Source organism: Methylobacterium sp. Ger2507 (genome assembly GCF_055231875.1).
Genome location: NZ_JBUYVC010000001.1, coordinates 125,821 through 150,410 on the forward strand (window position 1 = coordinate 125,821; position 24,590 = coordinate 150,410).

Genomic DNA, 24,590 nt, shown 5'->3' on the forward strand with positions numbered 1-24,590 from the left:
CTTTGTCGATCAGAGCAGATTTGAGTGTTTTATCCGGTGTCGTCTTCGTCGGATACAGAAACGGCGTCGAGGTTGTTTCGGCTGCGTCCGGAGACCTGGTCAGTCTCGGCCTGCTCCTGGGGGAGACTCGGTATCAGTTCAGCTCCGCATGGCAAAATCTGACTGAAGTCAGGGTGTTCAGAGGGAGCGTTCTAGATGTTTCACTTGGACAGCTCGGTTTTGGAATCGACGATGTTGCCTTGACGATCGATACGGTTGCGCCCGGTACGCCAACCATCACAACCGCAGCTGGGCTCACCAACGACGCCACCCCGACCATCGTAGGCACGGCCGAGGCGGGTTCGACCGTCACCATCTCGATCAACGGCACGGTGCTGGACTCGGTCGTCGCTGGACCGAACGGCGTGTTCAGCTTCACCCCAACCACCAACCTGGCTCAGGGTGCCAACAGCTTCACCGCGACCGCACGCGATCTCGCCGGCAACGTCTCGGCATCATCCACCGCCGTCATTCTCACCATCGACAGCGTTGCCCCCGGCGTACCGGTGATCACCACCGCCGCCGGCCTCACCACCGACGCCACCCCGACCATCACGGGCACGGCCGAGGCCGGTGCCACCGTCACCATCTCGGACAACGGCATCGTGCTCGGCACCGCCGTGGCCGGACCGAACGGCGCGTTCAGCTTCACCCCGGGCGCCGACCTGGGTCAGGGTAGCAACGTCCTGACCGTGACCGCCCGCGATCTCGCCGGCAACATCTCGGCGCCCTCTGCCGCTGTCGCTCTCACCATCGACAGCGTCGCCCCCGGCGCACCGGTCATCACAACGGCAGCAGGGCTCACCACGGACGCCACCCCGACCATCACGGGCACGGCCGAGGCCGGCGCCACCGTCACCATCTCGGACAACGGCATCGTGCTCGGCACCGCCGTGGCGGGACCGAACGGCGTGTTCAGCTTCACCCCGGGCGCCGACCTTGTTCAGGGTGCCAACAGCTTCACCGTCACCGCGCGCGATCTCGCCGGCAACGTCTCGGCAGCCTCCGCCGCCGTCGCTCTCATCATCGACAGCGTCGCCCCCGGCGCACCGGTGATCACAACGCCAGCAGGGATCACCAACGACGCCACCCCGACCATCACGGGCACGGCCGAGGCCGGTTCGACGGTGACCATCTCGGATAACGGCACCGTGCTCGGCACCGCCGTGGCCGGACCGAACGGCGTGTTCAGCTTCACCCCAACCGCCAACCTGGGTCAGGGTAGCAACGTCCTGACCGTGACCGCCCGCGATCTCGCCGGCAACATCTCGGCGCCCTCGGCCGCTGTCGCTCTCACCATCGACAGCGTCGCCCCCGGCGCACCGGTGATCACAACGGCAGCAGGGCTTACCAACGACGCCACCCCGACCATCACGGGTACGGCCGAAGCCGGCGCCACCGTCACCATCTCGGATAACGGCATCGTGCTCGGCACCGCCGTGGCCGGACCGAACGGCGTGTTCAGCTTCACCCCGGGCGCCGACCTTGTTCAGGGTCCCAACAGCTTCACCGTCACCGCACGCGATCTTGCCGGCAACGTTTCGGCGCCCTCCGCCGCCGTGGCTCTCACCATCGACAGCGTCGCCCCCAGCGCACCGGTGATCACCACCGCCGCCGGCCTCACCAACGACGCCACCCCGACCATCACGGGTACGGCCGAGGTCGGCGCCACCGTCACCATCTCGAACAACGGAACCGTTCTGGGCACCGCCGTGGCCGGACCCAACGGCGTGTTCAGCTTCACCCCGGCGGCCGATCTGGTCCAGGGTGCCAACAGCATCACCGTCACGGCACGCGATCTCGCCGGCAGCATCTCGGCGCCCTCGGCTGCCGTGGCTCTGACCATCGACAGCCTCGCCCCCGGTGCGCCGGTGATCACCACCGCGGCCGGCCTCACCAACGATGCCACCCCGACCATCACCGGCACGGCCGAGGCCGGTTCGACGGTGACCATTTCGAACAACGGCACCGTGATCGGCACCGCCGTGGCCGGCCTCAACGGCGTCTTCAGCTTCGCCCCGGCGGCCGATCTGGTCCAGGGTCCCAACCTTCTGACCGTGACCGCACGCGATCTTGCCGGCAACGTTTCGGCGCCCTCCGCCGCCGTGGCTCTCACCATCGACAGCCTCGCCCCCGGTGCGCCGGTGATCACCACCGCAGCCGGCCTCACCAACGATGCCACTCCGACCATCACGGGCACGGCCGAGGCCGGTGCCACCGTCACCATCTCGGATAACGGCATCGTGCTGGGCACCGCCGTGGCCGGACCCAACGGCCTCTTCAGCTTCACCCCGGCGGCCGATCTGGTCCAGGGTCCCAATTTTCTGACCGTGACCGCGCGCGATCTTGCCGGCAACGTCTCGACACCCTCTGCCGCCGTGACTCTGACCGTCGACAGCCTCGCCCCCGGCGCGCCAACCATCACCACAGCGCCCGGTCTCACCCCCGACGCCACTCCGACCATCACAGGAACGGCCGAGGCGGGCGCCACCGTCACCATCTCGGATAACGGCATCGTGCTCGGCACGGCCGTGGCCGACACGACCGGCGTGTTCAGCTTCACCCCGGCGGCCGATCTGGTCCAGGGTAGCAATGTTCTGACCGTGACCGCGCGGGATCTCGCCGGCAACGTCTCGGTGCCTTCTGCCGCCGTGGCTCTCACCATCGACAGCCTCGCCCCCGGTGCGCCGGTGATCACCATCGCGCCCGGCCTCACCAACGACGCCACCCCGACCATCACCGGCACGGCCGAGGCCGGCGCCACCGTCACCGTCTCGAACAACGGGACCGTGCTCGGCACGGCCGTGGCCGGAACGAACGGCATCTTCAGCTTCACCCCGGCCGCAGACCTGGCCCAGGGTGTCAACACCGTCACCGTGACCGCCCGCGATCTCGCCGGCAACGTCTCGGCAGCCTCCGCCGCCGTGGCTCTCACCATCGACAGCCTCACTCCCGGTGCACCGGTGATCACCACAGCGGCCGGTCTCACCCCTGACACCACCCCGACCATCACGGGCACGGCCGAGGCTGGCTCCACCGTCACCGTCTCGGACAACGGCACCGTGCTGGGCACCGCCGTGGCTGACACGAACGGGCTCTTCAGCTTCACCCCGACCGCAGACCTGGCCCAGGGTGTCAACACCGTCACCGTCACCGCGCGCGATCTCGCCGGCAACGTCTCGGCGCCCTCTGCTGCCGTAGCTCTGACCATCGACAGCGTTGCGCCCGGTGCGCCGACCATCACCGCCTTTGCAGGCACCATCGCCGACGCCACCCCGACCATCACGGGCACGGCCGAGGCAGGGGCGACGGTCACGGTCCGCAGCGACGCACTCGTGCTGGGTACCGTCATCGCCGCCGCCGATGGCAGCTTCAGCCTGACTCCGACGGTGCCTCTGCCGAACGGACCTGCCAACCTCACCGCCACGGCGCAGGATGGCGCCGGCAATCTGTCGGCTCCCTCGGTCGTGACGCCGGTCGTCATCGACACGAGGGTGCCCGGCGCCCCTCTCGTCGACTACGTGGCGCCGACCAACGACGACACGCCCGTCATCACCGGGACGGCCCTGGCTGGCGACCTGATCACGATCACCAGCAACGGGAGCGCGGTCGGCGTCGGCACCGCTGGTCCCGGCGGTCTCTTCAGCGTGACTCTCACGGTTCCGCTGGCGGACGGCACCAATGCGCTGGAGGTCACGGCAACGCCCCTCGGCGGCTCCGCCTCGCCGGCCGCACCCGTGACGGTGCTGGTCGACACGGTGGCTCCTCTCGCTCCGAGCATCACAGCGTTTGCAGGCCCCACGAACGACACGACTCCCACCATCACGGGCACGGCCGAGGCCGGCGCCACCGTCACCATCTTGGACAACGGCATCCTGATCGGCACGGCCGTCGCTGGCATGAACGGGGGTTTCAGCTTCACACCCACCATCCCACTCACGGCAGGCAGCAACGTCCTGACCGCCACCGCGCTGGATCTCGTCGGCAACGTGTCGCCAGCCTCTGTCGCCGTGGCGCTCACCATCGACAGCGTTGCGCCTGATGCGCCAACCCTCACCACAGCACCCGGCCTGACCAACGACGCCACCCCGACCATCACGGGCACGGCCGAGGTTGGTTCGACGGTGACCATCTCGGATAACGGCATCGTGCTGGGCACCGCCCTGGCCGACACGAACGGCACGTTCAGCTTCACCCCGGCCACCGATCTGGCTCAGGGTGCCAACAGCTTCACCGTCACCGCACGGGATCTCGCCGGCAACGTCTCGGCAGCCTCTGCTGCCGTGGCGCTCACCATCGACAGCCTCGCCCCCGACGCACCGGTCATCACAAGCGCAGCCGGTCTCACCAACGACGCCACCCCGACCATCACGGGCACGGCGGAGGCCGGTTCGACCGTGACCATCTCGGACAACGGCATCGTGTTGGGCACCACCGTCGCCGACACGAACGGCGTCTTCAGCTTCACGCCCGCCACCGATCTGGCTCAGGGTGCCAACAGCGTCACCGTCACGGCGCAGGATCTCGCCGGCAACATCTCGGCACCGTCCTCCGCCGTGGCTCTCACCATCGACAGCGTCGCTCCCGGCGCACCGGTGATCACCACCCCGGCCGGCCTCATCAACGACGCCACTCCGACCATCACGGGCACGGCCGAGGCCGGCTCGACGGTGACCATCTCGGACAACGGCATTTTGCTGGGGACGGCGCTGGCCGGCGCGAACGGCGTGTTCAGCTTCACCCCCACCACCCCGCTCACGGAAGGCAGCAACCTCCTGACCGCCACCGCACGGGGTCCGGCCGGCAACGTCTCCACGCCCTCGGCTTCCGTGGCTCTCACCATCGACAGCCTCGCCCCCGACGCACCGGTCATCACAAGCGCAGCCGGTCTCACCAACGACGCCACCCCGACCATCACGGGCACGGCCGAAGCCGGTTCGACGGTGACCATCTCGGACAACGGCCTTGTTCTGGGCACCGCCGTCGCCGACACCAGCGGCGCGTTCAACTTCACCCCGGCCGCCAACCTTGCTCAGGGCGCCAACAGCGTCACCGTCACCGCACAGGATCTCGCCGGCAACGTCTCGGCGCCTTCGGCCGCGGTCGCTCTCACCATCGACAGCCTCGCCCCCGCTGCGCCAACCCTCACTATCGCCCCCGGCCTCACCAACGACGCCACCCCGACCATCACGGGCACGGCCGAGGCCGGTTCGACCGTGACCATCTCGGATAACGGCATCGTGCTGGGCATCGCCGTGGCCGGACCGAACGGCGTCTTCAGCTTCACCCCGGCCGCCGATCTGGCTCAGGGTGCCAGCAGCTTCACCGTCACGGCGCAGGATCTCGCCGGCAACGTCTCGGCACCGTCGACCGCCGTGGCTCTCACCATCGACAGCGTCGCTCCCGGCGCACCGGTGATCACCACCGCGGCCGGCCTCACCACCGACGCCACCCCGACCATCAGGGGCACGGCCGAGGCGGGTTCGACCGTCACCCTCTCGGACAACGGCACCGTTCTGGGCACCGCCACCGCCGGCGCGAACGGCGTGTTCAGCTATACCCCAGTCGCCGACCTGGCTCAGGGCACCAACAGCATCACCGTCACCGCACAGGATCTCGCCGGTAACGTCTCGGCGCCCTCTGCTGCGGTCGCTCTGACCATCGACAGCGTTGCGCCGAACGCTCCAAGCATCACCGCCTTCGTGGCACCGACCAACGACACCACCCCGACCATCACCGGCACGGCCGAGCCGGGTTCGACCGTCATCGTCTCGAACGGCACGACCCAGATCGGCTCGACCGTGGCCGCTGCCGATGGCAGCTTCAGCCTGACACCGGCCGCTCTGCCCGAAGGCACGGCCAGCCTCACGGCGGTCGCCGTGGATGCGGCGGGCAACGCCTCGCCCGCCTCCACAGCGACGCCCCTGGTCATCGACCTCACGCCGCCGGGCGCACCGGTGTTCGACGCCCTGGCGCCGACCACCGACACCACCCCGACCATCACGGGTACGGCCGAGGCCGGCACCACCGTCATCATCTCCGACAACGGCACCGTGCTCGGCACGGCGCTCGCTGGGACCGACGGACGCTTCACCTTCACGCCGACCACCCCGCTGGCGGACGGGAACAACGTCCTGACGGGTACCGCCGCCGATGCGGCCGGCAATGTGGGGGCGGGCTCCACCCCGGTCACCCTCGTGGTCACCGCCACGCCGGGCAACGGGGACACCACGCCTCCCATCGCCCCGGTGCTGGATGCCCTGGCGCCCACCAACGACACCACTCCGACCATCACCGGCACGGCCGAGCCGGGTTCGACCGTCATCGTCTCGAACGGCGCGACCCAGATCGGCTCGACCGTGGCCGCTGCCGATGGCAGCTTCAGCCTGACGCCGGCCGCTCTGCCCGAAGGCACGGCCAGCCTCACGGCGATCGCCGTGGATGCGGCGGGCAACGCCTCGCCCGCCTCCACAGCGACGCCCCTGGTCATCGACCTCACGCCGCCGGGCGCACCGGTGTTCGACGCCCTGGCGCCGACCACCGACACCACCCCGACCATCACGGGTACGGCCGAGGCCGGCACCACCGTCATCATCTCCGACAACGGCACCGTGCTCGGCACGGCGCTCGCCGGGACCGACGGACGCTTCACCTTCACGCCGACCATCCCGCTGGCGGACGGGAACAACGTCCTGACGGGTACCGCCGCCGATGCGGCCGGCAATGTGGGGGCGGGCTCCACCCCGGTCACCCTCGTGGTCACCGCCACGCCGGGCAACGGGGACACCACGCCTCCCACGGCCCCGGTGCTGGATGCCCTGGCACCGACCAACGACACCACCCCGACCATCACCGGCACGGCCGAGCCGGGTTCGACCGTCATCGTCTCGAACGGCGCGACCCAGATCGGCTCGACCGTGGCCGCTGCCGATGGCAGCTTCAGCCTGACGCCGGCCGCTCTGCCCGAAGGCACGGCCAGCCTCACGGCGGTCGCCGTGGATGTGGCGGGCAACGCCTCGCCCGCCTCCGCAGCGACGCCCCTGGTCATCGACCTCACGCCGCCGGGCGCACCGGTGTTCGACGCCCTGGCGCCGACCACCGACACCACCCCGACCATCACGGGTACGGCCGAGGCCGGCACCACCGTCATCATCTCCGACAACGGCACCGTGCTCGGCACGGCGCTCGCCGGGACCGACGGACGCTTCACCTTCACGCCGACCATCCCGCTGGCGGACGGGAACAACGTCCTGACGGGTACCGCCGCCGATGCGGCCGGCAATGTGGGGGCGGGCTCCACCCCGGTCACCCTCGTGGTCACCGCCACGCCGGGCAACGGGGACACCACGCCTCCCATCGCCCCGGTGCTGGATGCCCTGGCGCCCACCAACGACACCACTCCGACCATCACCGGTACGGCCGAGCCGGGTTCGACCGTCATCGTCTCGAACGGCTCGACCCAGATCGGCTCGACCGTGGCCGCTGCCGATGGCAGCTTCAGCCTGACGCCGGCCGCTCTGCCCGAAGGCACGGCCAGCCTCACGGCGGTCGCCGTGGATGTGGCGGGCAACGCCTCGCCCGCCTCCGCAGCGACGCCCCTGGTCATCGACCTCATGCCGCCGGGCGCACCGGTGCTGGACGCCTTGACGCCCACCACCGACACCACCCCAACCATCACGGGTACGGCCGAGGCCGGCGCCACCATCACCATCTCGTCTGACGGCACCGTGCTCGGCACGGCGCTGGTCGGGACCGACGGACGCTTCACCTTCACGCCCACCACCCCGCTGGCGGATGGGAACACCGTGTTGACGGCCGACATCATCGATGCGGCTGGCAACGTGGGGCCGAGTACGAGCCGCATCGCTATGACGATCGATGCGACCAGCCCCGGAAATGTCGCCCCGCAGGCGGTGTCGGAGGCAATCTCGACGGTGACGCACGCACCAGCGGTGACCGGCAACGTCCTCGCCAACGACACTGACCCCAATGCTGGCGATGTCCTGCACGTGACGTCAGTGCGCTTTGCAAACGGCGTGACCGCTGAGGTTCCGACGACGGGTACCGCCACGGTCGTGTCCGACCATGGAACTCTCCAGATCTCCGCAGACGGTCACTACAGCTATCAAGCCATCGGAGCCAACAACGTCGGGAACGGCGCGCAAACCAGAACTGAGATCTTCACCTACACGGTCTCGGACGAACAAGGTCTGTCGAACTCGGCGTCCCTCAGCGTCGCTCTTCAAGGGGTCGCTCCAGCTGCCGCGGCAACGTTTGGCTTCGCCTTCGTCGATGCTCACGTCACCTTGGCTGGCGAGTCTCTCGTCCTGACGGACCCGGAGGGCGTGCATCACGACATCAGTGGTATCGGAACGCTCCACTTCACGGATGGTACGATCCAGGAGAACGACGGCCACTCACTCGTGGATGATGTCTGGTACCTGTCGAACAACCTGGATGTGTGGAGGGCCCACGTCGATGCCGACACCCATTACGAGACGTTTGGCTGGCGCGAGGGACGTGATCCGAACGCCTACTTCCATACGCGCGAGTATTTGGCCGAAAATCCCGACGTGGCGGCGGCCGGCGTCAATCCCCTGGAGCATTACTTCAACTACGGCGAACGGGAAGGCCGGAGTCCGGGTTCGGATTTCGCACCTGAGACGTATCTGTCTCTGAATCCGGACGTGAAGGCGGCGGGTGCCAATGCCCTGGAGCATTACCTTCAGCATGGCCAGCGGGAAGGTCGTAGCGTGTACGAAGGTGAAAGTTCTCCGACTCTTGTGGGAGACTTCGATGTCGAGTTCTACCTGGGACACAATCCCGACGTCGCTGCCGCCGCACGGTCAGCGACGGGCGTTCAGCCGGGGGACTACGCCTTCCAGCACTACCTCGACTTCGGTGCCAAGGAAGGGCGAGCCCCCAACGAGCTGTTCGATCCGGCCGCCTACCTGGCCGCGAACCCCGACGTCGCCGCGAATGGGGCCAATCCCTTGATCCACTACCAGGAGTATGGATGGCACGAGGGGCGCGATCCGGGACCCGGCTTTCACACGAACGCCTACCTCGAAGCCAACCCGGATGTCGCCGCCGCCGGCTGGGATCCCCTGCAACACTTCCTTGAGTTCGGCATGAAGGAAGGCCGCCTCCCGGTCTGAGATCCCGCAAGACCGGAGCCCGCGAGAATCGTCGCGGGCTCCACCGGTCATGCTTTGGCCGGACGGGACGAATCCAGCGTTCCGTGACGTCACAAGAACACCGCCCGGGGGCCAAGCCTCATCAGGGCAGCCGTACAGCCTGGCGAGCCCCACTTCACCGGGTTTGAGAGCCGAACAGCAGCAGATCGAGGTCTTGCCCTCATGATCCCCGCCAACGATTTGATCTCCGTGCCGGATGTGGTGCAGTTCCGGCGAACCATCCAGAGAAGCGTAGAGCAGCTGATGGATGCCCAGGACTACATCGCTGGACAGGTCGCGGCCTTGAAGGCCATCGAACGTCAGGTGCGAACTCTGGCGTTACGGGAGAGCAGCCGTCTCCTCGAAGCGGAGAGCCAGACGGACGATCTCGACCGTTTGAGTGATATGCAGACGGCCACCAACGCGAATTTCCGCCAGATGCAGGACTCCTATGCGGGCTTGCGCGCGCAGATCCTGACGCTGCTGGGGCAGCACGAGCAGCTCTACAGCTCTACGTTTGCCCCGACGCCGTCCGATCCGGCTCCGGCGCGATTCGCCCATTCCGACTGAACATCGGCCCGCGGATCCCGGTCGGTCGCCGCGACGGGGCTTGTCGAGCTGGGAGAGCGCAGATGGATCGCCCATGCGACGCCCCGTCCCGTCGAACACGCTCCGGATCACATCGGTGGTGCCGGCTATGGGCTGACTTCATCCGCGACACGCGCGCGGCGACAGCCGTCGAGGTCGCGATGATCACGCCGTGCTTCCTGGCGATGGTTCTCGCCTGGATCGAGGTTGGTCTGTGCCTGCTGATGCTCAGTACCCTCGACAACGCGGCGCGTGATGCGAGCCGGCTGCTCCGGATCGGGTCGGTGAACGAGGCGACCTTCAAGGCCGCGATCTGCGCGAAGGCGTCACCCGTCATTCCTTGCGACAAGATCGTCTATTATGTTCAGTCGGGTACGAGCTTTGCCAGCCTCTCGCCCGCGACATCGACCAGCGCCGGGGGATTGAGCAAGACCGGCTTCAATTCCGGCAGCTCCGGATCCGACGTTATTCTCCAGATCGGCTATAGCAAGGCGCCGCTATCGGGGATGTTGAAGGGCGCAGGCTTCGACACGCATGTTCTGCTGTTGACGACCTTGTCGTTTCAGAACGAGCCCTACTGATGCTCGCCTTGGCAAGGCGGTACCGGTCCGACGAAGCCGGCGTCGGCGCCGTCGAGTTCGCCCTGATCGCTCCGTTCATCCTGATCGCGATGCTCGGGAGTTTCCAGGTCTTCGCACTGGCGCGGGCACGGATGCTCGCCGTTGCTGCCACGCGCAACCTGGCGGATCTCGTTTCGCAGCAGGCGAGCGTCACGGCCTCGGACGTCGCGGATTACTGCAAGGGTGCCAAGCTCTCGCTGCTGCCCCTCGATACCGCGGGCTTTGCGGCATCGGTTGCGAGCGTGAGTTACCTCAACACGGTTCGGAAGGTCGACTGGACGAACACCAGCTGCGGCATCGTCTCGGCGATCGCCAATGCCGCGAGCGATGCCGCGCCCGTCACGACCAGTTCCGGAGACAGCGCGATCGTTGTCAAGGCGAGCTTTCGTTACGCATCACCCCTGACCTTTCCCCTTGCGTTGAACGTGACCTTCTCGGTTTCCGCCCTAGCGCGCCCGCGTTCCGGCACGGCGGTGACCTACGGCAGTTGAGAGCATGCGGATGCCGGTCGCTTCCTCGCCACGCGACACGCCTTGCTGTTTCCAGACGGATTGCAGGGGCACGTTTGCGGTCTGGTTCGGGGTCATGCTCGTTCCCGTTCTGCTGATTGCGGGCGGCGGGCTCGACATGATGCGGGCGGTCCAGCTCCGATCCGAGCTTCAGGCGGCGGCCGACAGCGCCGCCTTGGCGGGCGCGTCCGTCTACGTATCGGCCACGACAAGTTCGACCGCTCAGGCGACCGCGACGCGTTTCATGGCCAACGCCATCGCGCGGATGCCCTCCGCAGCGAATGTGACCTTCACCGCAACGCCGAGCGCGGCGAGCGCGGCCGTCTACAGCGTGGCCGTGGCGGCTGAAGCGCGGGTCCCGAACTCCATCCTCTCGATGGTGTCGAGCGAGACTGCCGTCACGGTCCTGTCGGAGGCCCGCAGTGCCGGCTACAAGCTGGCGTTCTCACTGTCGAGCTTCGCCAGCAATTCCGCCGACGCGAACAGTATCTACTGGTACGTCGTGCCAGCCAACAACGGAATTCCAAGCAACAGCGATCTGAACTTACTATTTTCCAACACGGCAGGGAGCAGTTCCAAGGATATTTCCGCCGTCATCGGAACCGGCCAGAAGATCGGGTTCGCTCTGAAGAACGTGACCGGTGGGATCTCGAGCTATGGCCGCAATGGCTATGGCGCCGCTCCGGGGAGCAGCCACATCTTCTATTCGCACCTCGTTCCCCCGTCATCCGCCGCCTATGCGCTGCAGCTGTTCAACTGCAGTCTTCAGACGACGACGCAGGGCGGGTTACTGAGTAACGGCTTCTGCTCGTTGGGCGCTCCGAGCAATGCAACGGTCAACTGCAATCAGACGCCGGGCCGGAAAATCACCTACAAATGGAATGATATGGGCGGGTTGGTCGACGACAAGGACTACAACGATGCCGTGTTCAACGTAACCTGTCCCAGCACCCCATCGGGCGTGGGCGCCACGAACACCGTGGTCTTGACCCGGTGACGTTTGAGGGTCGGCGGAGGACGGCTTACCGTCCCGACATCCTTTTGAAAAAAGGCGACGCATATCAAACGCCGCGGAGGCGCGCGCTGGTCGGGAGATAGCGGGTCGATCCGACGATCAGTTCATGCGCGCGCGGCGCTGATCACGTTCCAGTTTCGAGAGGCGTCGCCCAAGCTCCAGCAGAAGCATGTTGGTCATGTTCTCCAGGAGAGGATCGGCGAGCTTCTGGACGGCCTGACGGGCGGCGAGGCAATGCTCCGCCGCCTCCTCCAACGGATGCTCTGAGAGATCCGGTAACCCGGCGGAACAAGCGGCTTCATCGGCGTGATTTTCAGTCACGTCGATCAGGAAGCCGGAGCCGCGGCGGGGCTGGCCCGTTTCATCCAACTCGATGCGACCGCGTGCCAAAACCCAGCGCAGGGCGCCGTCGGCTGAATGAATGCGATACTCATGCACATAGGAGCGGCCCGACAGCGCGCTTCTGGCGATGATCTCGGCCGTTTTTACCCGATCTTCGGGATGAACGGCTTTCAGGAACAGACTCAGCGGAGCTCCGCCGCGCGCCACCGAAGGGTCGACACTCGAAAGCAGAGCAACGGTCGCATCGGCAAACAACCGGTCATTGGGGATATCCCATTCCCAGCGCCCGATCATATCCGACGCATCCATGGCATCTTGTAGCGCGATCTGTGGGGTTTCAGCCGCGCATGTATCCCGCCGCGCCATCAGATGATCCTGGCCTCGTGAATCTCCGACATAACTTGGCACCGAAACTGAAAAACAAAATATTAACATATGAAATCAGGTTCACACCTCGTACTGGTCTTTTTGCACCATCGCGTTCGAGCGTCCGGTCAGCTAAATCGACGGTGCCAAATTTTGTATGCAACCGGGGATGAGAGATGGGGCACAAGCTCGATGCCAGCGAGGGAGCAAGGTCCTTTCCACCCGAACCAGACGTCGACGGACACGATCAAGTCATTTCCGATCTGAGGCAGGACCTTCAGAATCGCATCGCGCGGCAGCTCGGAATATCCGCCGCCGAGCTGCGGGACCCAGGCGAAACCCCGAACGCCGTGCACAGCGCGTCCGACCCGTTTCAGTCGACCGACACCGCCTTGAGCCGGGAGTGCCTGGAACTGCTCGACGCGTACATCCGCATCACAGATGTTGAGCAACGCCGTCGATGCCTTCAAGCCGTTCGCGAGGTGGCATCTGCCTCGGCAGACGAGGGCCCGGTGGAAGAAGCATGATGGCTCGACGGTAGCCGGTTAAAAGTACGTCGCCGCATTGATCTCACGCTGGCGATCACGCCTCCAGCCGTTCCGCCGACGCCTCGTCAAAACGGTCCATCATTTTGCGGCGCTCGTCTTTCTGAGCGAGTTCCTGTGCAACCTGCCACAGCAAGGCGCGTGTCATGGCGCGCATCGCCGGGGTGCCTGTCTCGGCGACCGCTTCATGAGCTTTGAGGCATGCGTCCGCCATGGCCTCGAAACGTTCGTCGTATTCCATTGAGGATCAAGCCTGCTTCAGCGTGATAACAAAAGACAGAGAACGAAGTTGCACGCTGCCATTCTGTTGCAAGGAAGGGCGTTTCATTGATGTGTCTTAATATGAACGCGGTGTAAACTTTTATAATCGATCAACAATTTCAATCGCGTGTTTCAGAGGCTTACGTCCGATACCGAATGCTCGACGTCAGAGCTTGCCGTGCTTGTTCCTTTGAACTGCGTCCCGAACCATCTTCAGCAGGCGCTGGCGCTCTTCCGGGTCTTCCACACACGCGAAAACCGCGACGAGATCGGAACAGTCTCGGCTCAACGCCGTCTCGGCCGGTGGCCCGCCAGGACCGGCGTCTGGAACCTGATTGTCGGAAGCCCCTCGATCGAAAAGGTCTGATACGGACAGACCGAGCGCATCTGCAATGCGGGATTGAAGGGTCGAGCCATACGAGGGTGAAGCCTCCGCCTCCTGATCCGGCAGGCGCGTGATGTTTTTAGTAAACGCATCGGCTTCAGCCGGGCTCAGCTTACGGCCCATGGCGCTTCTCCACCACAACCCAAAACTGCATCTCGAACGCTTTCATGGAGGATACCATACAGCTTTTTATGTCGCATCGAGATTTTGATGAGGATAGCTTTCGCTAGTTTTTTTCTTATTATGCTGCAACATCACATTGTATCCGACCACGGAGATGCGAGTGGGGCGATTTCAAACGCGTGAGACCCTGGTGTCGCAAATCATGCTGCAACAGGCGCTTGACGCATCCGATATTATCGGACGCTGGGAATATGACGTTCCGAATGATCGCGTCTATGCCGACGCCCTCGTAGCACTTGTCTTCAACATCAACCCCGCGGAGACCGCAGCGGGCACCTCTCTCGGTACGTTCCTCGCCGGCGTTCATCCGGAGGACCGCGAGCGGTTTATTCGCGAGATCAAACTGAGCACTGAAACGGGCCTTTGCTGCGCGTTCGAGTACCGAGTTTGCTCGGCCGACGGTGTGGTACGCTGGGTTCTGGATCGTGGACGCATCGCATTGGACGAGGCAGGACGGCCTCAGCGTGGTAGCGGTGTGCTGATCGACATCACACAATCTCGCCTCGGTGATCATGCGAGAAGTTCTGATGCGAGTTGCCAGGCTCAGCACCCCTTGGAACGCGCGGCAGAGCATTGCCTTGCGGCCCGTGAAGCGATTCATGAGTATCCCGAGCCCCTCCTACACCGGATGAGCGATATGCTGCTGCTGGAGGTTGGGCGTGCGCTCTCCAAACTCACGGACGAACGACGTCGCGGTGCAATGAATTAGCCCGGAGGTCCTTGAGCCGGTTGCAGCGGGTCGCGATCCTTCGAGCACCGGGTCGAGGTCCTTCGCTGGCCGGTCGGTTGTCCCGTCTGCAAACAAGACTTCCGCCCGCCGGAGCAGTTCACAGAGCGGATGTGGCAGGACCGACCTCGGACGCGCCGGCGCCCTGTTCTCGTGCGTCGCAACCCATTCCGCACAGGTTTTCGATCGCTTTCGGCGCTGGTAGCGCCAGCGGTCGATCAGTTCATGCGCGCACGGCGCTGATCGCCCTCGAGCTTCGCCAGTTGGCTGCCAACTTCCAGCAGGAGTGCGTCGCTCAGCAGGTGGAGAACCGACCGGGGCAATTCATTGATGGCTTTGTGTGCAGCCAAGCAGTGCTCGGCTGCACGTTCCAGGGGGTGCTCGGAATGCAGGACCGCAGCCGAGGCGTGATCTGCCTGGTCAAACCACTTCTGTGTCACGTCGATCAGGATCCCGCTGCCTCGCAGTGGAGCGCCGGTTTGGCTGAGCGCGAATCGACCGCGTGCAAGGACCCAGCGCAGATTGCCGTCGGCCGAACAAACCCGGTATTCCGCCAGATATGAGCGCCCGGCCTCGGCGCATCGTTCGATCAGGCGATGTGTCGGATCGCGATCTTCAGAATGCATTCCGCTCATGAACCGAGCGAGGGGAGTTCCGGCTTTTGCCAAAGCGGGGTCGACGCCGAACAGCAGGGCAACGGTCGGATCTGAAAAGGCCCGGTCATTGGGAATATCCCAATCCCAGCGGCCGATCACGTCCGTGGCGTCGATCGCATCCTGCAGTCCGATCTGCGAAACCTTCGCGCCACCCAACTGACCTCGTCCCACTCTCACCTCCAACCCGCGTCAATTCCTCCGTTCACTGAATCATGAGGCATTTTTACGGCTGGTTAACACAGGATAAAGTGTTTCCCGCTCTCCCGACACGATACGGCCACGCGTTTGCATACACTTTGGCCTGTGGCATGTAGGCCTCAAGCTCATGGGCAGACGATTGGGGACAGGACGTGGACCGTAAGCTGAACCTCGTCGACGCCACTTCGTCCGCCTCTTCTGATGCAAGTTCGGAAGGTCAACTTCTTCCATCGAACCGCAAACGGCTGCTTCAGGAGCAGATTGCAGAGAAGCTCGGCATCTCGCCAGACGCGTTCGGCACATCACCACGTTCGGTTTCTGGCGGGCCGGGAGCGGGTATGCCGGTCGAAGGCTACGACGTCGCCCTCAGCCGTGAATGCCTCGAACTGCTCGACGCCTACTGCCGAATCGCCGATCCCGAGCAGCGCCGTCGATGCCTTCAGATCGTCCGTGATGCGGGCGTCAGCTCGACCGGTCGCCTCGCACCCTAACGCAGTTGTTCGAGGCCGCAGCGCGACGCCGCAAGGGATGCCCTCGGCTCCGGATGCCGCTCGGGGACGAAGCGTGGATCAGGCGCTGCGCACGATGAGGTAACCGATGGTCATTCCGACATCGAGCCCGAGCCGGCAATCGCCCGCCCTGTTCAGACATCGAAACGGGTCTTGCCGATACGATGTGGTCGAAGCAGGCCCCCGCGATGAAACGTTCCGCGATGATCTCCGAACGCCGCAGGATTGTCGGGCATACGCTCCGGTGATGTCCCCGACAAAAAGACCCAATCGCCACTAGACGACCGGTCTAATTCGGACTATCTCACGGTCATGGGACGCGTCACCGCACAGACCGACACCCGTCGGGGGATCCTCGACACCGCCTATGGCCTCGTCGGCGCGAAGGGCTTCTCCGGAGTCGGGCTCAACGAGATCCTGACCTCGGCCGGCGTGCCGAAGGGGTCGTTCTACCACTACTTCGGCTCCAAGGAGGCTTTCGGCGAAGCCCTCCTGGCGGACTACTTCGAAACCTATCTTGCCGACCTCGACATCACACTGGCGGAGCCGGGGCTGAACCATGCCGAGCGCCTGATGAACTATTGGCGGAAATGGCAGGCGACACAGGGGAGCATCGACGACCGGCGCAAGTGCCTCGCGGTGAAGCTTGCGGCAGAAGTCTCGGACCTGTCCGAGCCGATGCGCCTCGCCCTGAAGGACGGCACGGCCTCGATCATCGCACGGCTGTCGCAATCCATCGCGGCAGGCGTGGCGGAAGGCTCGCTCACGGTCGAGAGCGAACCGCATACGACCGCCGAGGATCTGTACCACGTCTGGCTCGGTGCGAGCCTGATGGCCAAGATCGTTCGGACCGACGCACCGTTCGGGGCTGCCATGGGGACGACCCGACGCATCCTTGGCCTCGCCTCGCCCTGAGCCATCGCGTTGCAACGAGATCGAGGACACCCCCATTCCCAGGCCCAGGAAAAAGACGACCGGTCTACTGAACTCCGCAGGACCTGGTTCGAGGAGGTGGGCGGCGCGAACCGAGAATCCTGCCCCCGACAAATGGCGCTGACGCGAGATCCAGACGCGGGACGCATCGCAAACGCACGATACGCCGCTCAGCCCTCCCGAACCCGGCGAAGTCCGTCGACCCGGCGACCGACCCGGTATCGAAAACCTTCTTCTCACCCAAGCGAAAGACCCGGAGAACGACGATGAAGATCCTGATGGTCCTGACCTCACACGACCGCCTCGGCGACACGGGTCGGAAGACCGGCTTCTGGCTGGAGGAACTCGCGGCCCCCTATTACGTGTTCAAGGATGCGGGGGCGGAGATCGTCCTGGTGTCGCCCGAGGGCGGCCGCCCGCCGCTCGATCCGAAGAGCGCCGAGCCGAGCTTCCAAACCGACACGACGCGGCGATTCGAAGCCGACGCGGCGGCCATGGCGGTGCTGGCCGAGACAGGCCGGCTCGATGCCGTCGGCTACGAGGGCTTCGACGCCGTCTTCTATCCCGGCGGTCACGGGCCCCTCTGGGACCTCGCCGAGGACCCCGCCTCGATCGGGCTGATCGAGACGACGCTCGGGGCCGGCAAACCCGTGGCCCTGGTCTGTCACGCACCCGGCGTCCTGCGCCACGCCAAGGGTCCCGACGGGAAGCCCCTCGTCGAAGGCCGGACCGTCACCGGCTTCACGAACACCGAGGAGGAGGCCGTCGGCCTCACCCAGGTGGTTCCGTTCCTGGTCGAAGACGAGCTCAAGCGGAACGGAGGCCTCTACGCCAAGGGGGCCGATTGGAGCCCCTTCGTCGTGACGGACGGCCTGCTCATCACCGGCCAGAACCCGGCCTCCTCCGGCCCCGCCGCCGAGCGTCTCGTCGCCCACCTCGCACATCGCTGAGGACGCGGGCGCCCTCGTCGGCGCCCGCACCCGACCGTCCGCCCAACCCAGGATCGTCGCCCGGCCGAGCCCGGGCGAAGACCCTGCATCGGCGACCTCGCGAAGCCCCGAGCCTCGGCACCGACCTCGGCCCCGCGGTGCGGGGTCCGGACACCGTGTCCCGGGCAACGACGATCGGCATGGACATCGTGAGGGCGAAAGGGTGAGCCGTTCGCGACGCAGGATTTCCACGCCGATATCTTGCCACTCAAACCTGTCGACAATCCGATTCGGCGACGCTGCGCCGACAGCCGAACCAACGGACCGATTCGACCCTGCCATCGCAGCCGTCCCCCGCGCCGGGTCCGTCAATTCCTGTTGCGGGTCGATGAGGGTTTTTGCGTCAGACTGCGGCACGCAGCCGGGTGGTATTGTGTATGGCGAGGTGCGTGTCACCGCCGACGCGGTCCTTTCTCCCGCGACCGCGACGCGACCCTGGTGTATACCGAGGCGCGCTCACGGAAGATTCAGGGTTCCCGCACATCCTCGGTTTGGCCCGCAAAGATGCCGTGGGACCGGATGGATGATCGACGCAGCGTGACCGGACGGCCTGACAACGCGGTCGCGAAGACCGACCTGGACGCCGCTGCCGCTCGCTTCGGGCCGGCCGCCCACGGGGTTGCGGACTGGCCGTTCCGGACGTCGCAGCCTGCCGATCGTGTTCCCCTGCCGGACGGCCGCCCGTGGCCGCGCCTTCGCATCATCACCCTCGGCCAAGCTGCCGGCCCCGCTTGGCTCGCCACCCAAGCCTCTGTCAACGCTCAGGATTATCCGGACTGGTGCCACGACGTGGTCTCGCCGGACGAGGCGGCGGCGCGGTTGCCAGGCCTCGTATCCGATGCCTCTGCCGAGGCCCTGCTGCTGCTCCGTCCCGGTGACCTGCTGGCGCCGGGCGCCCTGCTCGCCCTGGGCCTGCACTTCGCCCTGACCGGCGCCGACGTGGTCGCCGGCCTGCGGATCGTCTTCGACGAAGCCCCCCTCGGGCTCGATGCCCTCGCGGCGGCACCCGGCCCCCTCACCGACCCCAATCCTCCGGAAGGCCCCCTGGCGCCCTTCCGCGGCGGCGAGGTCCTGCTCTCCCGAACTCTGGTCCACCGCGCCGGCGGCCTCGATCCGGCCGCCCCCGACCCCGTCGTGGCGCTCTGGCCCCATCTGGTTCGCCACGGCGCCCGCTTCGCCCGCATCGGCCGCCCGGTCCTGCTGCAATGCGAACCGGGCCATGTCCCGCCACCGATGGCGCCTGGCCTCTCCGTGGCGATCCTGACCGACCAGGGCTATAGCGGCGGAGCCGGCATCGCCCACAGGCGCCTCGCCGACGCGCTCGCCCTCGCAGGTCACCGTGTCAGCGACCACCAACTGACGGCGGAATCGCCTGCCGCTGCCGCGGAATGGGTCGAGGCGTTCCCCAACACGGAGCGCCAGCTGCTCACGGGCGGCTACGATCTGATCCTGGCCGGCAACCTCCACGGCGCGACCCGGCGCACCACGATCCTGCGCCGCCTGGGACAGCGAATCCCGGTCGCTCTCGTGCTCCACGACCTGTTTCCGCTCTCAGGGCGATGCGCCTCGCCCTCCGGCTGCCCCATCCTTCCGGAGGGTTGCGATGCTCGCTGTCCCTTCCCCACCGCCTATCCGCAACTGGCGCGGAGCCGGATCGCCGGGGTCTATGCCGAAAAACACGCGATCCTCGCCGAAGCCTCAGCGCCCCTCCTCCTCGCCGCCTCGGACTGGACCGAGGCGGCCGCCCGTGACCTCGCCCCGGAGACCACACCGATCGCACGGATCGATCTCGCCTTCCCGACCGGCGTTTTCCGGCCGCAGGATCGCCAAAACCTCCGCCGTCAACTCAGGCTGCCGCTCGAGAACGTGCTGGTGATGTTCGCAGCCGCCATCGCCGATGCGCCCGGCAAGGGAACCTCCGAACTCGCTGCGCTCCTGCGACGGATCGCACGGCCGGGGCTCAGCTTCGTCGCCGTCGGCCGCCTCGACGACCCGGCATCTCTCGACATTCCGAATCTCATCGTGGCCGGCCCGATCAGCGAAGAGACGGTTCTGGCGCGCTGGTACGGGGCGTGCGACCTCTACATCACCGCGAGCCGGCAGGAGACCTTCGGGCAGACGGCCGTCGAAGCCGGTCTCTGTGGCACTCCGACAGTCAGCTACGATGCGACCGGCCTCGCGACGGCCGTGATCGACCGCATATCCGGACGTCTGGCTCCGGTGGCACCCATCGCCTTGGAAGCCGCGCTCCGCGATCTGATCGCCGATGTACCGGCGCGCCGGCAACTCGGGTTCCTCGGACGCATCGCCCTGGAAAGCCGAAACAGCCACGCCGCGGCAGCTATGCGATTGAACGACATCCTTGTCGCGCGTCATATCCTGCCGCCTTCGGCTGGCGCAGCGCGTCTTCGGTTTACCCTTCAAACGCTGTCGCAGTTCGCAATGGCCGAGACCCCTGCGATGGGGCGGGTGGGGACGATACCGGCGCTCTCATCCCCACTCGTTCGGTTCGCGCGACGCATGAAACAAGCTGTGCTGGGACGCGAGATGCCGCTCTGGCTACGCTGGGTCCTCTATATCGCGGCGATTCTGCGCATGGCCCTCGACCATCGCGGATCCAGGCCGGCGTCACGATGACTCGGCCGATGGACGCACCGCCAATGGACGATCCAGCATGCCGGATTTACGTGGATCACACGCACCTCCGTGGGCACGTGACCGGCATCGAGCGCGTCGCCATCGACCTGTTCGGTCCAGAGACGCTGCAGCCACATCCCGTCACGTTGATCCGCTCCACCGGCCTGGCCGGGATGATCGCCGCCCAGCAACTCGGATTTCCGATCCGGATGCTTCGCGACCGCTCCGCGCTGTTCATCTTCCCCGGTTTCCCGCCAAGCCCCTTCGTCGCGCTGCACCGGCAGCGCTGCATCACCTATGTCCACGACACCTTCCTGCTCACCCGACCCAAGGATCTAAGCTGGAAAAGCCGGCTCTACATGGCACCGAGCTTCGCGTTCGCCCTGCGGTTCGGACGCACCTTCCTGGTCAATTCACGCACCACGGGCGAAGCGGTACGAGCGGTCTGCTCGCGCCGAGCCCTGGTCGCCCTCCTGAGACCTCCCGTTCACGACGTCTTCGGGTTGAGCGACCTGTTCGCGCGGCCACCCTATGAAGCCGGCTCCCCGATCCGGATTCTTGCGATCGGCACGATCGAACCGCGCAAGGATTACCCCGCGGCCATCGCCATCACGGCGGCGCTGAATGCATCCGGCATACCGGCCGAACTCCACGTGGTCGGCCGGGTCGGGTGGGGGGACCATGCCTTCCTAGGAGCGCGACCGCCATTCCTCACGTTACATGGATACTGCGACGACGCCGAGGTCCGGCGCGTGGCGGCTCAATGCCACCTGCTTCTCTCGACCTCGAAAGCAGAGGGGCTCGGACTGCCATTGCTCGAAGTACAGCACGGTGGCCTGCCGATCGCCGCACCTTCGGGACCCGTCTTCTCCGAGGTGTTGAAACGTTCCGGCCTTCTGATCGACACAACTCAACCCGAAAAGGCTGCCTCGGCGATTCTGAGCTGGATCAGCTCCAAAGACTTTGCTGCCGTCCCATCGATATCGCGTGCGAACGTCGCGAGCTGGAACGGCCTTGCCGCCCAGGACGCGGTTCACTTCTCAGCCTTCCTCAAGCAGGGAGCCACCGCCTATCAGAATGCCAGAGACGCGCTCATTCAGCACGGCAGAGAGGGTCTGACATGAGGCAACACTTTGTACACAGGCACGAGGCTCAAGTTATACCGCGGCCATAAACGATAAACCGCCGGAGGATTTTTCTGCGTCAAGCTTGGTCCGCTAAAATCATCCATCTTTGGGAAACGATGATTCAGAATGGTTCGGGTGTTCCGTCGATAGCAAGGCGCTTTGTGGCATGCGATCTGCGGAACCTCGGGTGTTCGTCGTTTCTCGCGTCACGATCGTCTCATTCCGGAACGGCACCGATCGGAAATGGAACGAATGCAGTTTGAACGGCAGGTCGGACTTTGCGCTTCAGGAGCGGCCAAGTCGGGAGACGGAACAGATGTTCGACTTCGGAAGCCAGGTTCGCGGAGAGCCGGTGATCGTCGAGACAACACCAAAGAGCAGCTTCGATGGCCTTCTGGCGCTTCGGCGCCTCTGGCGCGGGAAAATCTTGATCCTGCTGAGCGGACTCATGACGGTGATCGTCGCCGTGGCACTGCTGAATACGATGACACCAACCTATACGGCCGTCACACAAATCCTGGTCGATCCGGCCGACCTGCCGGTTATTGCGAACGACCTCAGCAATCGCCAACCGCAAGCCGATAGCGGCGTGTCGATTGCCGAGAGCCAGACTCGCGTCATTCAATCGGACAATGTGCTACGCCGGGTCATCGAGAACCTTGATCTGACGCAGGACGAGGAATTCTTTTCGCCTGCCTCGACCAACCCTCTGATGATCCGGGTGAAAGCGATCCTCGGCATGGAACCGCCGCCGGCGAGCCGATACCCCGTTAATCTCGCGCTGGATAACCTGCGCCTCAAGCTGGGCGTTCGCCGCGCCGAGCGGACTTTCGTGATCGATGTCTACGTGCAGACCCGGGATCCGGAAAAATCGGCGCGGATCGCCAACGGGATTGCGGATGCTTATTTCGCTGAGGAAGCTTCGGCTCGCACCGATGTTGCGCGTCGAGCTTCGGAAGCACTGACGAGCCGTTTGACGGCTTTGCGCCAAGCGGTTGAGGAGGCAGAGCGCAAGGTTCTGCAATATCGCGAGACGAACAAGCTCGTGACATCGAGCGGACGATTACTGAGCGATCAGCAGCTCAGCGATCTAAACCAGCAACTTGTAGCCGCAACTCTCAGGTTGGCAGACGCCAAGTCTCGGCTGGATCAGGCGCGGCGAATGCGGACGGGGGAAGCTGGCACAGCTCTTCCGGAAATGCTGCAGTCGACAGAGATGCAGAACCTAAGGCAGCAATACGCCACCCTTTCGCGGAGTACGGCCGAACTTGCGGCGCGGCTGGGCGATCGCCATCCGGCCATGGCTGATCAGTACGCGCAACAGCGTGATCTTCAGCGACTGATCCAACGTGAGAAGGAGCGGATCATCGATACGTCGCAGAAGGAGCATGATCGCGCCGCCGCCAACGAAGCAGCGGTTCGACGGAGTCTTGAGAGAGCCAAGGTGGAAACCGCCGGAAACGATCGGGCCAACGTGGGTTTGCGCGAGCTTGAGCGCGAACTAAATGCCCGCCGGTCGATTTACGAAACCTTCCTGCGCCGCTCGCGCGAGACAAGCGAGCAAGAGCGCCTGAACAGTTCGAATGTACGGGTTATTTCGTCGGCGACGCCTCCACGCAGCCGCACCTGGCCTCCTTCGCCGAAGGTGGTCTTGCCGTTTGCCCTGCTAGTCGGACTTGCTGTTGGCTCAGGTCTGGCTCTGCTGTCCGGGGCACGGCGCGACCGGCGTTTGGCTTGGCCGACTACCCAAAAATCGATGTCAGGTGCCCGCAGTTTCCGCGCCGTTGATGCGTGAGAACGTCCGTGAGTGTTCTCGTCCGCGCCACCAAGCCGTGGGGAGGTTGGCGCGTTGGATCGCACCATGAGGTAGTGAACGGAGTTGTTCTACGCGGGGTGGATCAAACCGACCATTTAGATGGGCAGGGCATCTTTTGACCAACAGCGACGGCAGGAGAAATCAGGGGAGTTGCTCAGGCGACGACAGGCGTGTTCGCCTGTTCGACATCACGTTCACGCCCGGATCGGCCGTCGAAATCCTCTCTGTCGCCCGCGACCAATCTGTCACGGGGCCGCGCTTGATCGTGACGGCAAACCTCGATCACATCGTTACGCTTTCCGAAAACGCAGCATTCAGGAAAGCTTATGATCGGGCCGTTGCAAGAACGCTCGACGGAATGCCGCTGGTCTGGCTAGCACGGCTCTCCGGTGCGACAACGGCTCGAAGGGTCACTGGACATGACCTCGTGGAGGCAGCCTTCGCCGAGCCATGGCCGGCCGGCCAACGGATCTTCCTTATCTGTGCATCGGACATCGTCGGCACGCGCCTGACGGAGCGTCTTCTTGCGAAGGGCCTTCCGCGCCACGCCATCGCCGTCACGGTCCCTCCTTACGGATTCGAGGCCGACGAAGCCTACGGGACACAACTCGCGGCGGCAGTGCGCGCGCATGGTACGACGCTGCTGGTGTTCGGGGTTGGCGCTCCCCGATCCGAAATCTGGGTCGATCGCCAGGGTGAAGCCCTCGGGGGCCCAATGGTGCTCGCCGTAGGAGAAGCTTTAAACGTTGCGGCTGGTTTGGTCCCTCGCGCACCCGTGATTCTTCAACGTGCTGGCCTCGAGTGGCTTTTCCGCTTCCTGAACGCGCCACACCGTCTGTTCCGTCGGTATTTCGTCCGATCCTGGCGCTTGGTGGGATTGGTCCTTCGAAGGTTTTTCGTCAGACACAATCCTCAAAGAGCCACGACAGCATCCACACCAAGCGGTGCTCGCGATACACCTTGATCCGG

18 protein-coding genes are annotated in these 24,590 nt (G+C 65.3%); 14 read left to right on the forward strand and 4 right to left on the reverse strand.

Annotated elements, in window-relative coordinates:
- Positions 1 to 239: 239 nt before the first annotated feature.
- The 5 genes from ACV7NL_RS00655 to ACV7NL_RS00675 all read left to right on the forward strand — a co-directional run bounded on the left by ACV7NL_RS00655 (position 240) and on the right by ACV7NL_RS00675 (position 11,929).
- Entirely contained in the window at positions 240 to 9,197 is an 8,958-nt protein-coding gene (locus ACV7NL_RS00655; RefSeq protein ID WP_463354628.1) for an Ig-like domain-containing protein, read from the forward strand.
- A 201-nt stretch (positions 9,198 to 9,398) separates the two neighbouring features.
- A complete protein-coding gene (locus ACV7NL_RS00660; protein WP_463354629.1) occupies positions 9,399 to 9,785 on the forward strand; it encodes a hypothetical protein in 387 nt (128 codons plus the stop codon).
- Between the two features lie 62 nt (positions 9,786 to 9,847).
- Complete coding sequence (locus tag ACV7NL_RS00665) at positions 9,848 to 10,384, forward strand: TadE/TadG family type IV pilus assembly protein (protein ID WP_082507932.1); 537 nt, start codon at positions 9,848 to 9,850, stop codon at positions 10,382 to 10,384.
- Positions 10,384 to 10,914 (forward strand): TadE/TadG family type IV pilus assembly protein, encoded by a 531-nt coding sequence (locus tag ACV7NL_RS00670; protein WP_463354630.1) that lies wholly within the window; start codon positions 10,384 to 10,386, stop codon positions 10,912 to 10,914. Before ACV7NL_RS00665 ends, ACV7NL_RS00670 begins: the two co-directional genes overlap by 1 nt.
- 10 nt (positions 10,915 to 10,924) lie before the next feature.
- Positions 10,925 to 11,929 carry a pilus assembly protein TadG-related protein gene (locus ACV7NL_RS00675; protein ID WP_463354631.1) on the forward strand — a complete coding sequence of 335 codons (1,005 nt, stop codon included), beginning with the start codon at positions 10,925 to 10,927 and terminating at the stop codon, positions 11,927 to 11,929.
- 117 nt (positions 11,930 to 12,046) lie between these two features.
- Here the strand turns inward: ACV7NL_RS00675 and ACV7NL_RS00680 are convergent, their stop codons facing one another.
- A complete protein-coding gene (locus tag ACV7NL_RS00680) occupies positions 12,047 to 12,655 on the reverse strand; it encodes a PAS domain-containing protein (RefSeq protein WP_247636799.1) in 609 nt (202 codons plus the stop codon).
- 176 nt (positions 12,656 to 12,831) lie between these two features.
- Between ACV7NL_RS00680 and ACV7NL_RS00685 the strand changes: the two genes are divergently transcribed.
- Complete coding sequence (locus ACV7NL_RS00685; RefSeq protein WP_463354632.1) at positions 12,832 to 13,182, forward strand: hypothetical protein; 351 nt, start codon at positions 12,832 to 12,834, stop codon at positions 13,180 to 13,182.
- A 55-nt stretch (positions 13,183 to 13,237) separates the two neighbouring features.
- Here the strand turns inward: ACV7NL_RS00685 and ACV7NL_RS00690 are convergent, their stop codons facing one another.
- Both ACV7NL_RS00690 and ACV7NL_RS00695 read right to left on the reverse strand, forming a co-directional pair.
- Positions 13,238 to 13,441 (reverse strand): hypothetical protein, encoded by a 204-nt coding sequence (locus ACV7NL_RS00690; RefSeq protein ID WP_463354633.1) that lies wholly within the window; start codon positions 13,439 to 13,441, stop codon positions 13,238 to 13,240.
- Positions 13,442 to 13,627: 186 nt separating this feature from the next.
- Positions 13,628 to 13,969 carry a hypothetical protein gene (locus ACV7NL_RS00695; RefSeq protein ID WP_156376312.1) on the reverse strand — a complete coding sequence of 114 codons (342 nt, stop codon included), beginning with the start codon at positions 13,967 to 13,969 and terminating at the stop codon, positions 13,628 to 13,630.
- Between the two features lie 190 nt (positions 13,970 to 14,159).
- On the opposite strand from ACV7NL_RS00695, the gene ACV7NL_RS00700 reads away from it, so the two are divergent.
- Positions 14,160 to 14,738 (forward strand): PAS domain-containing protein, encoded by a 579-nt coding sequence (locus ACV7NL_RS00700; protein ID WP_463354634.1) that lies wholly within the window; start codon positions 14,160 to 14,162, stop codon positions 14,736 to 14,738.
- Positions 14,739 to 14,974: 236 nt separating this feature from the next.
- Here the strand turns inward: ACV7NL_RS00700 and ACV7NL_RS00705 are convergent, their stop codons facing one another.
- Positions 14,975 to 15,568 carry a PAS domain-containing protein gene (locus ACV7NL_RS00705; protein WP_463354635.1) on the reverse strand — a complete coding sequence of 198 codons (594 nt, stop codon included), beginning with the start codon at positions 15,566 to 15,568 and terminating at the stop codon, positions 14,975 to 14,977.
- Between the two features lie 194 nt (positions 15,569 to 15,762).
- Here ACV7NL_RS00705 and ACV7NL_RS00710 point away from each other — a divergent pair, with 194 nt between their 5' ends.
- From ACV7NL_RS00710 to ACV7NL_RS00740, 7 genes are all read left to right on the forward strand, one after another.
- Positions 15,763 to 16,101, forward strand: a complete 339-nt coding sequence (locus tag ACV7NL_RS00710) for a hypothetical protein (RefSeq protein WP_463354636.1) — start codon at positions 15,763 to 15,765, stop codon at positions 16,099 to 16,101.
- A gap of 330 nt (positions 16,102 to 16,431) precedes the next feature.
- On the forward strand, positions 16,432 to 17,034 hold the full coding sequence (locus tag ACV7NL_RS00715; protein WP_247636806.1) for a TetR/AcrR family transcriptional regulator: 603 nt from the start codon (positions 16,432 to 16,434) through the stop codon (positions 17,032 to 17,034).
- A 284-nt stretch (positions 17,035 to 17,318) separates the two neighbouring features.
- Positions 17,319 to 18,002: a type 1 glutamine amidotransferase domain-containing protein gene (locus ACV7NL_RS00720; RefSeq protein WP_463354637.1), complete on the forward strand. Its 684-nt coding sequence runs from the start codon at positions 17,319 to 17,321 to the stop codon at positions 18,000 to 18,002.
- Positions 18,003 to 18,578: 576 nt separating this feature from the next.
- Positions 18,579 to 20,678, forward strand: coding sequence for a glycosyltransferase (locus ACV7NL_RS00725; protein ID WP_463354638.1), 2,100 nt, complete (start codon positions 18,579 to 18,581; stop codon positions 20,676 to 20,678).
- Positions 20,679 to 20,755: 77 nt separating this feature from the next.
- Positions 20,756 to 21,802, forward strand: coding sequence for a glycosyltransferase (locus tag ACV7NL_RS00730; RefSeq protein WP_463354639.1), 1,047 nt, complete (start codon positions 20,756 to 20,758; stop codon positions 21,800 to 21,802).
- 319 nt (positions 21,803 to 22,121) lie between these two features.
- Entirely contained in the window at positions 22,122 to 23,600 is a 1,479-nt protein-coding gene (locus ACV7NL_RS00735; RefSeq protein ID WP_463354640.1) for a GumC family protein, read from the forward strand.
- 136 nt (positions 23,601 to 23,736) lie between these two features.
- Positions 23,737 to 24,585, forward strand: coding sequence for a WecB/TagA/CpsF family glycosyltransferase (locus ACV7NL_RS00740; RefSeq protein WP_463354641.1), 849 nt, complete (start codon positions 23,737 to 23,739; stop codon positions 24,583 to 24,585).
- Positions 24,586 to 24,590 lie beyond the last annotated feature (5 nt).

Coding starts and splice junctions, on each gene's coding strand:
- ACV7NL_RS00695 (WP_156376312.1), bottom strand. CDS start 13,969: ATGGGCCGTAAGCTGAGCCCGGCTGAAGCCGATGCGTTTACTAAAAAC.
- ACV7NL_RS00685 (WP_463354632.1), top strand. CDS start 12,832: ATGGGGCACAAGCTCGATGCCAGCGAGGGAGCAAGGTCCTTTCCACCC.
- ACV7NL_RS00735 (WP_463354640.1), top strand. CDS start 22,122: ATGTTCGACTTCGGAAGCCAGGTTCGCGGAGAGCCGGTGATCGTCGAG.
- ACV7NL_RS00720 (WP_463354637.1), top strand. CDS start 17,319: ATGAAGATCCTGATGGTCCTGACCTCACACGACCGCCTCGGCGACACG.
- ACV7NL_RS00670 (WP_463354630.1), top strand. CDS start 10,384: ATGCTCGCCTTGGCAAGGCGGTACCGGTCCGACGAAGCCGGCGTCGGC.
- ACV7NL_RS00715 (WP_247636806.1), top strand. CDS start 16,432: ATGGGACGCGTCACCGCACAGACCGACACCCGTCGGGGGATCCTCGAC.
- ACV7NL_RS00690 (WP_463354633.1), bottom strand. CDS start 13,441: ATGGAATACGACGAACGTTTCGAGGCCATGGCGGACGCATGCCTCAAA.
- ACV7NL_RS00660 (WP_463354629.1), top strand. CDS start 9,399: ATGATCCCCGCCAACGATTTGATCTCCGTGCCGGATGTGGTGCAGTTC.
- ACV7NL_RS00665 (WP_082507932.1), top strand. CDS start 9,848: ATGGATCGCCCATGCGACGCCCCGTCCCGTCGAACACGCTCCGGATCA.
- ACV7NL_RS00675 (WP_463354631.1), top strand. CDS start 10,925: ATGCCGGTCGCTTCCTCGCCACGCGACACGCCTTGCTGTTTCCAGACG.
- ACV7NL_RS00680 (WP_247636799.1), bottom strand. CDS start 12,655: ATGGCGCGGCGGGATACATGCGCGGCTGAAACCCCACAGATCGCGCTA.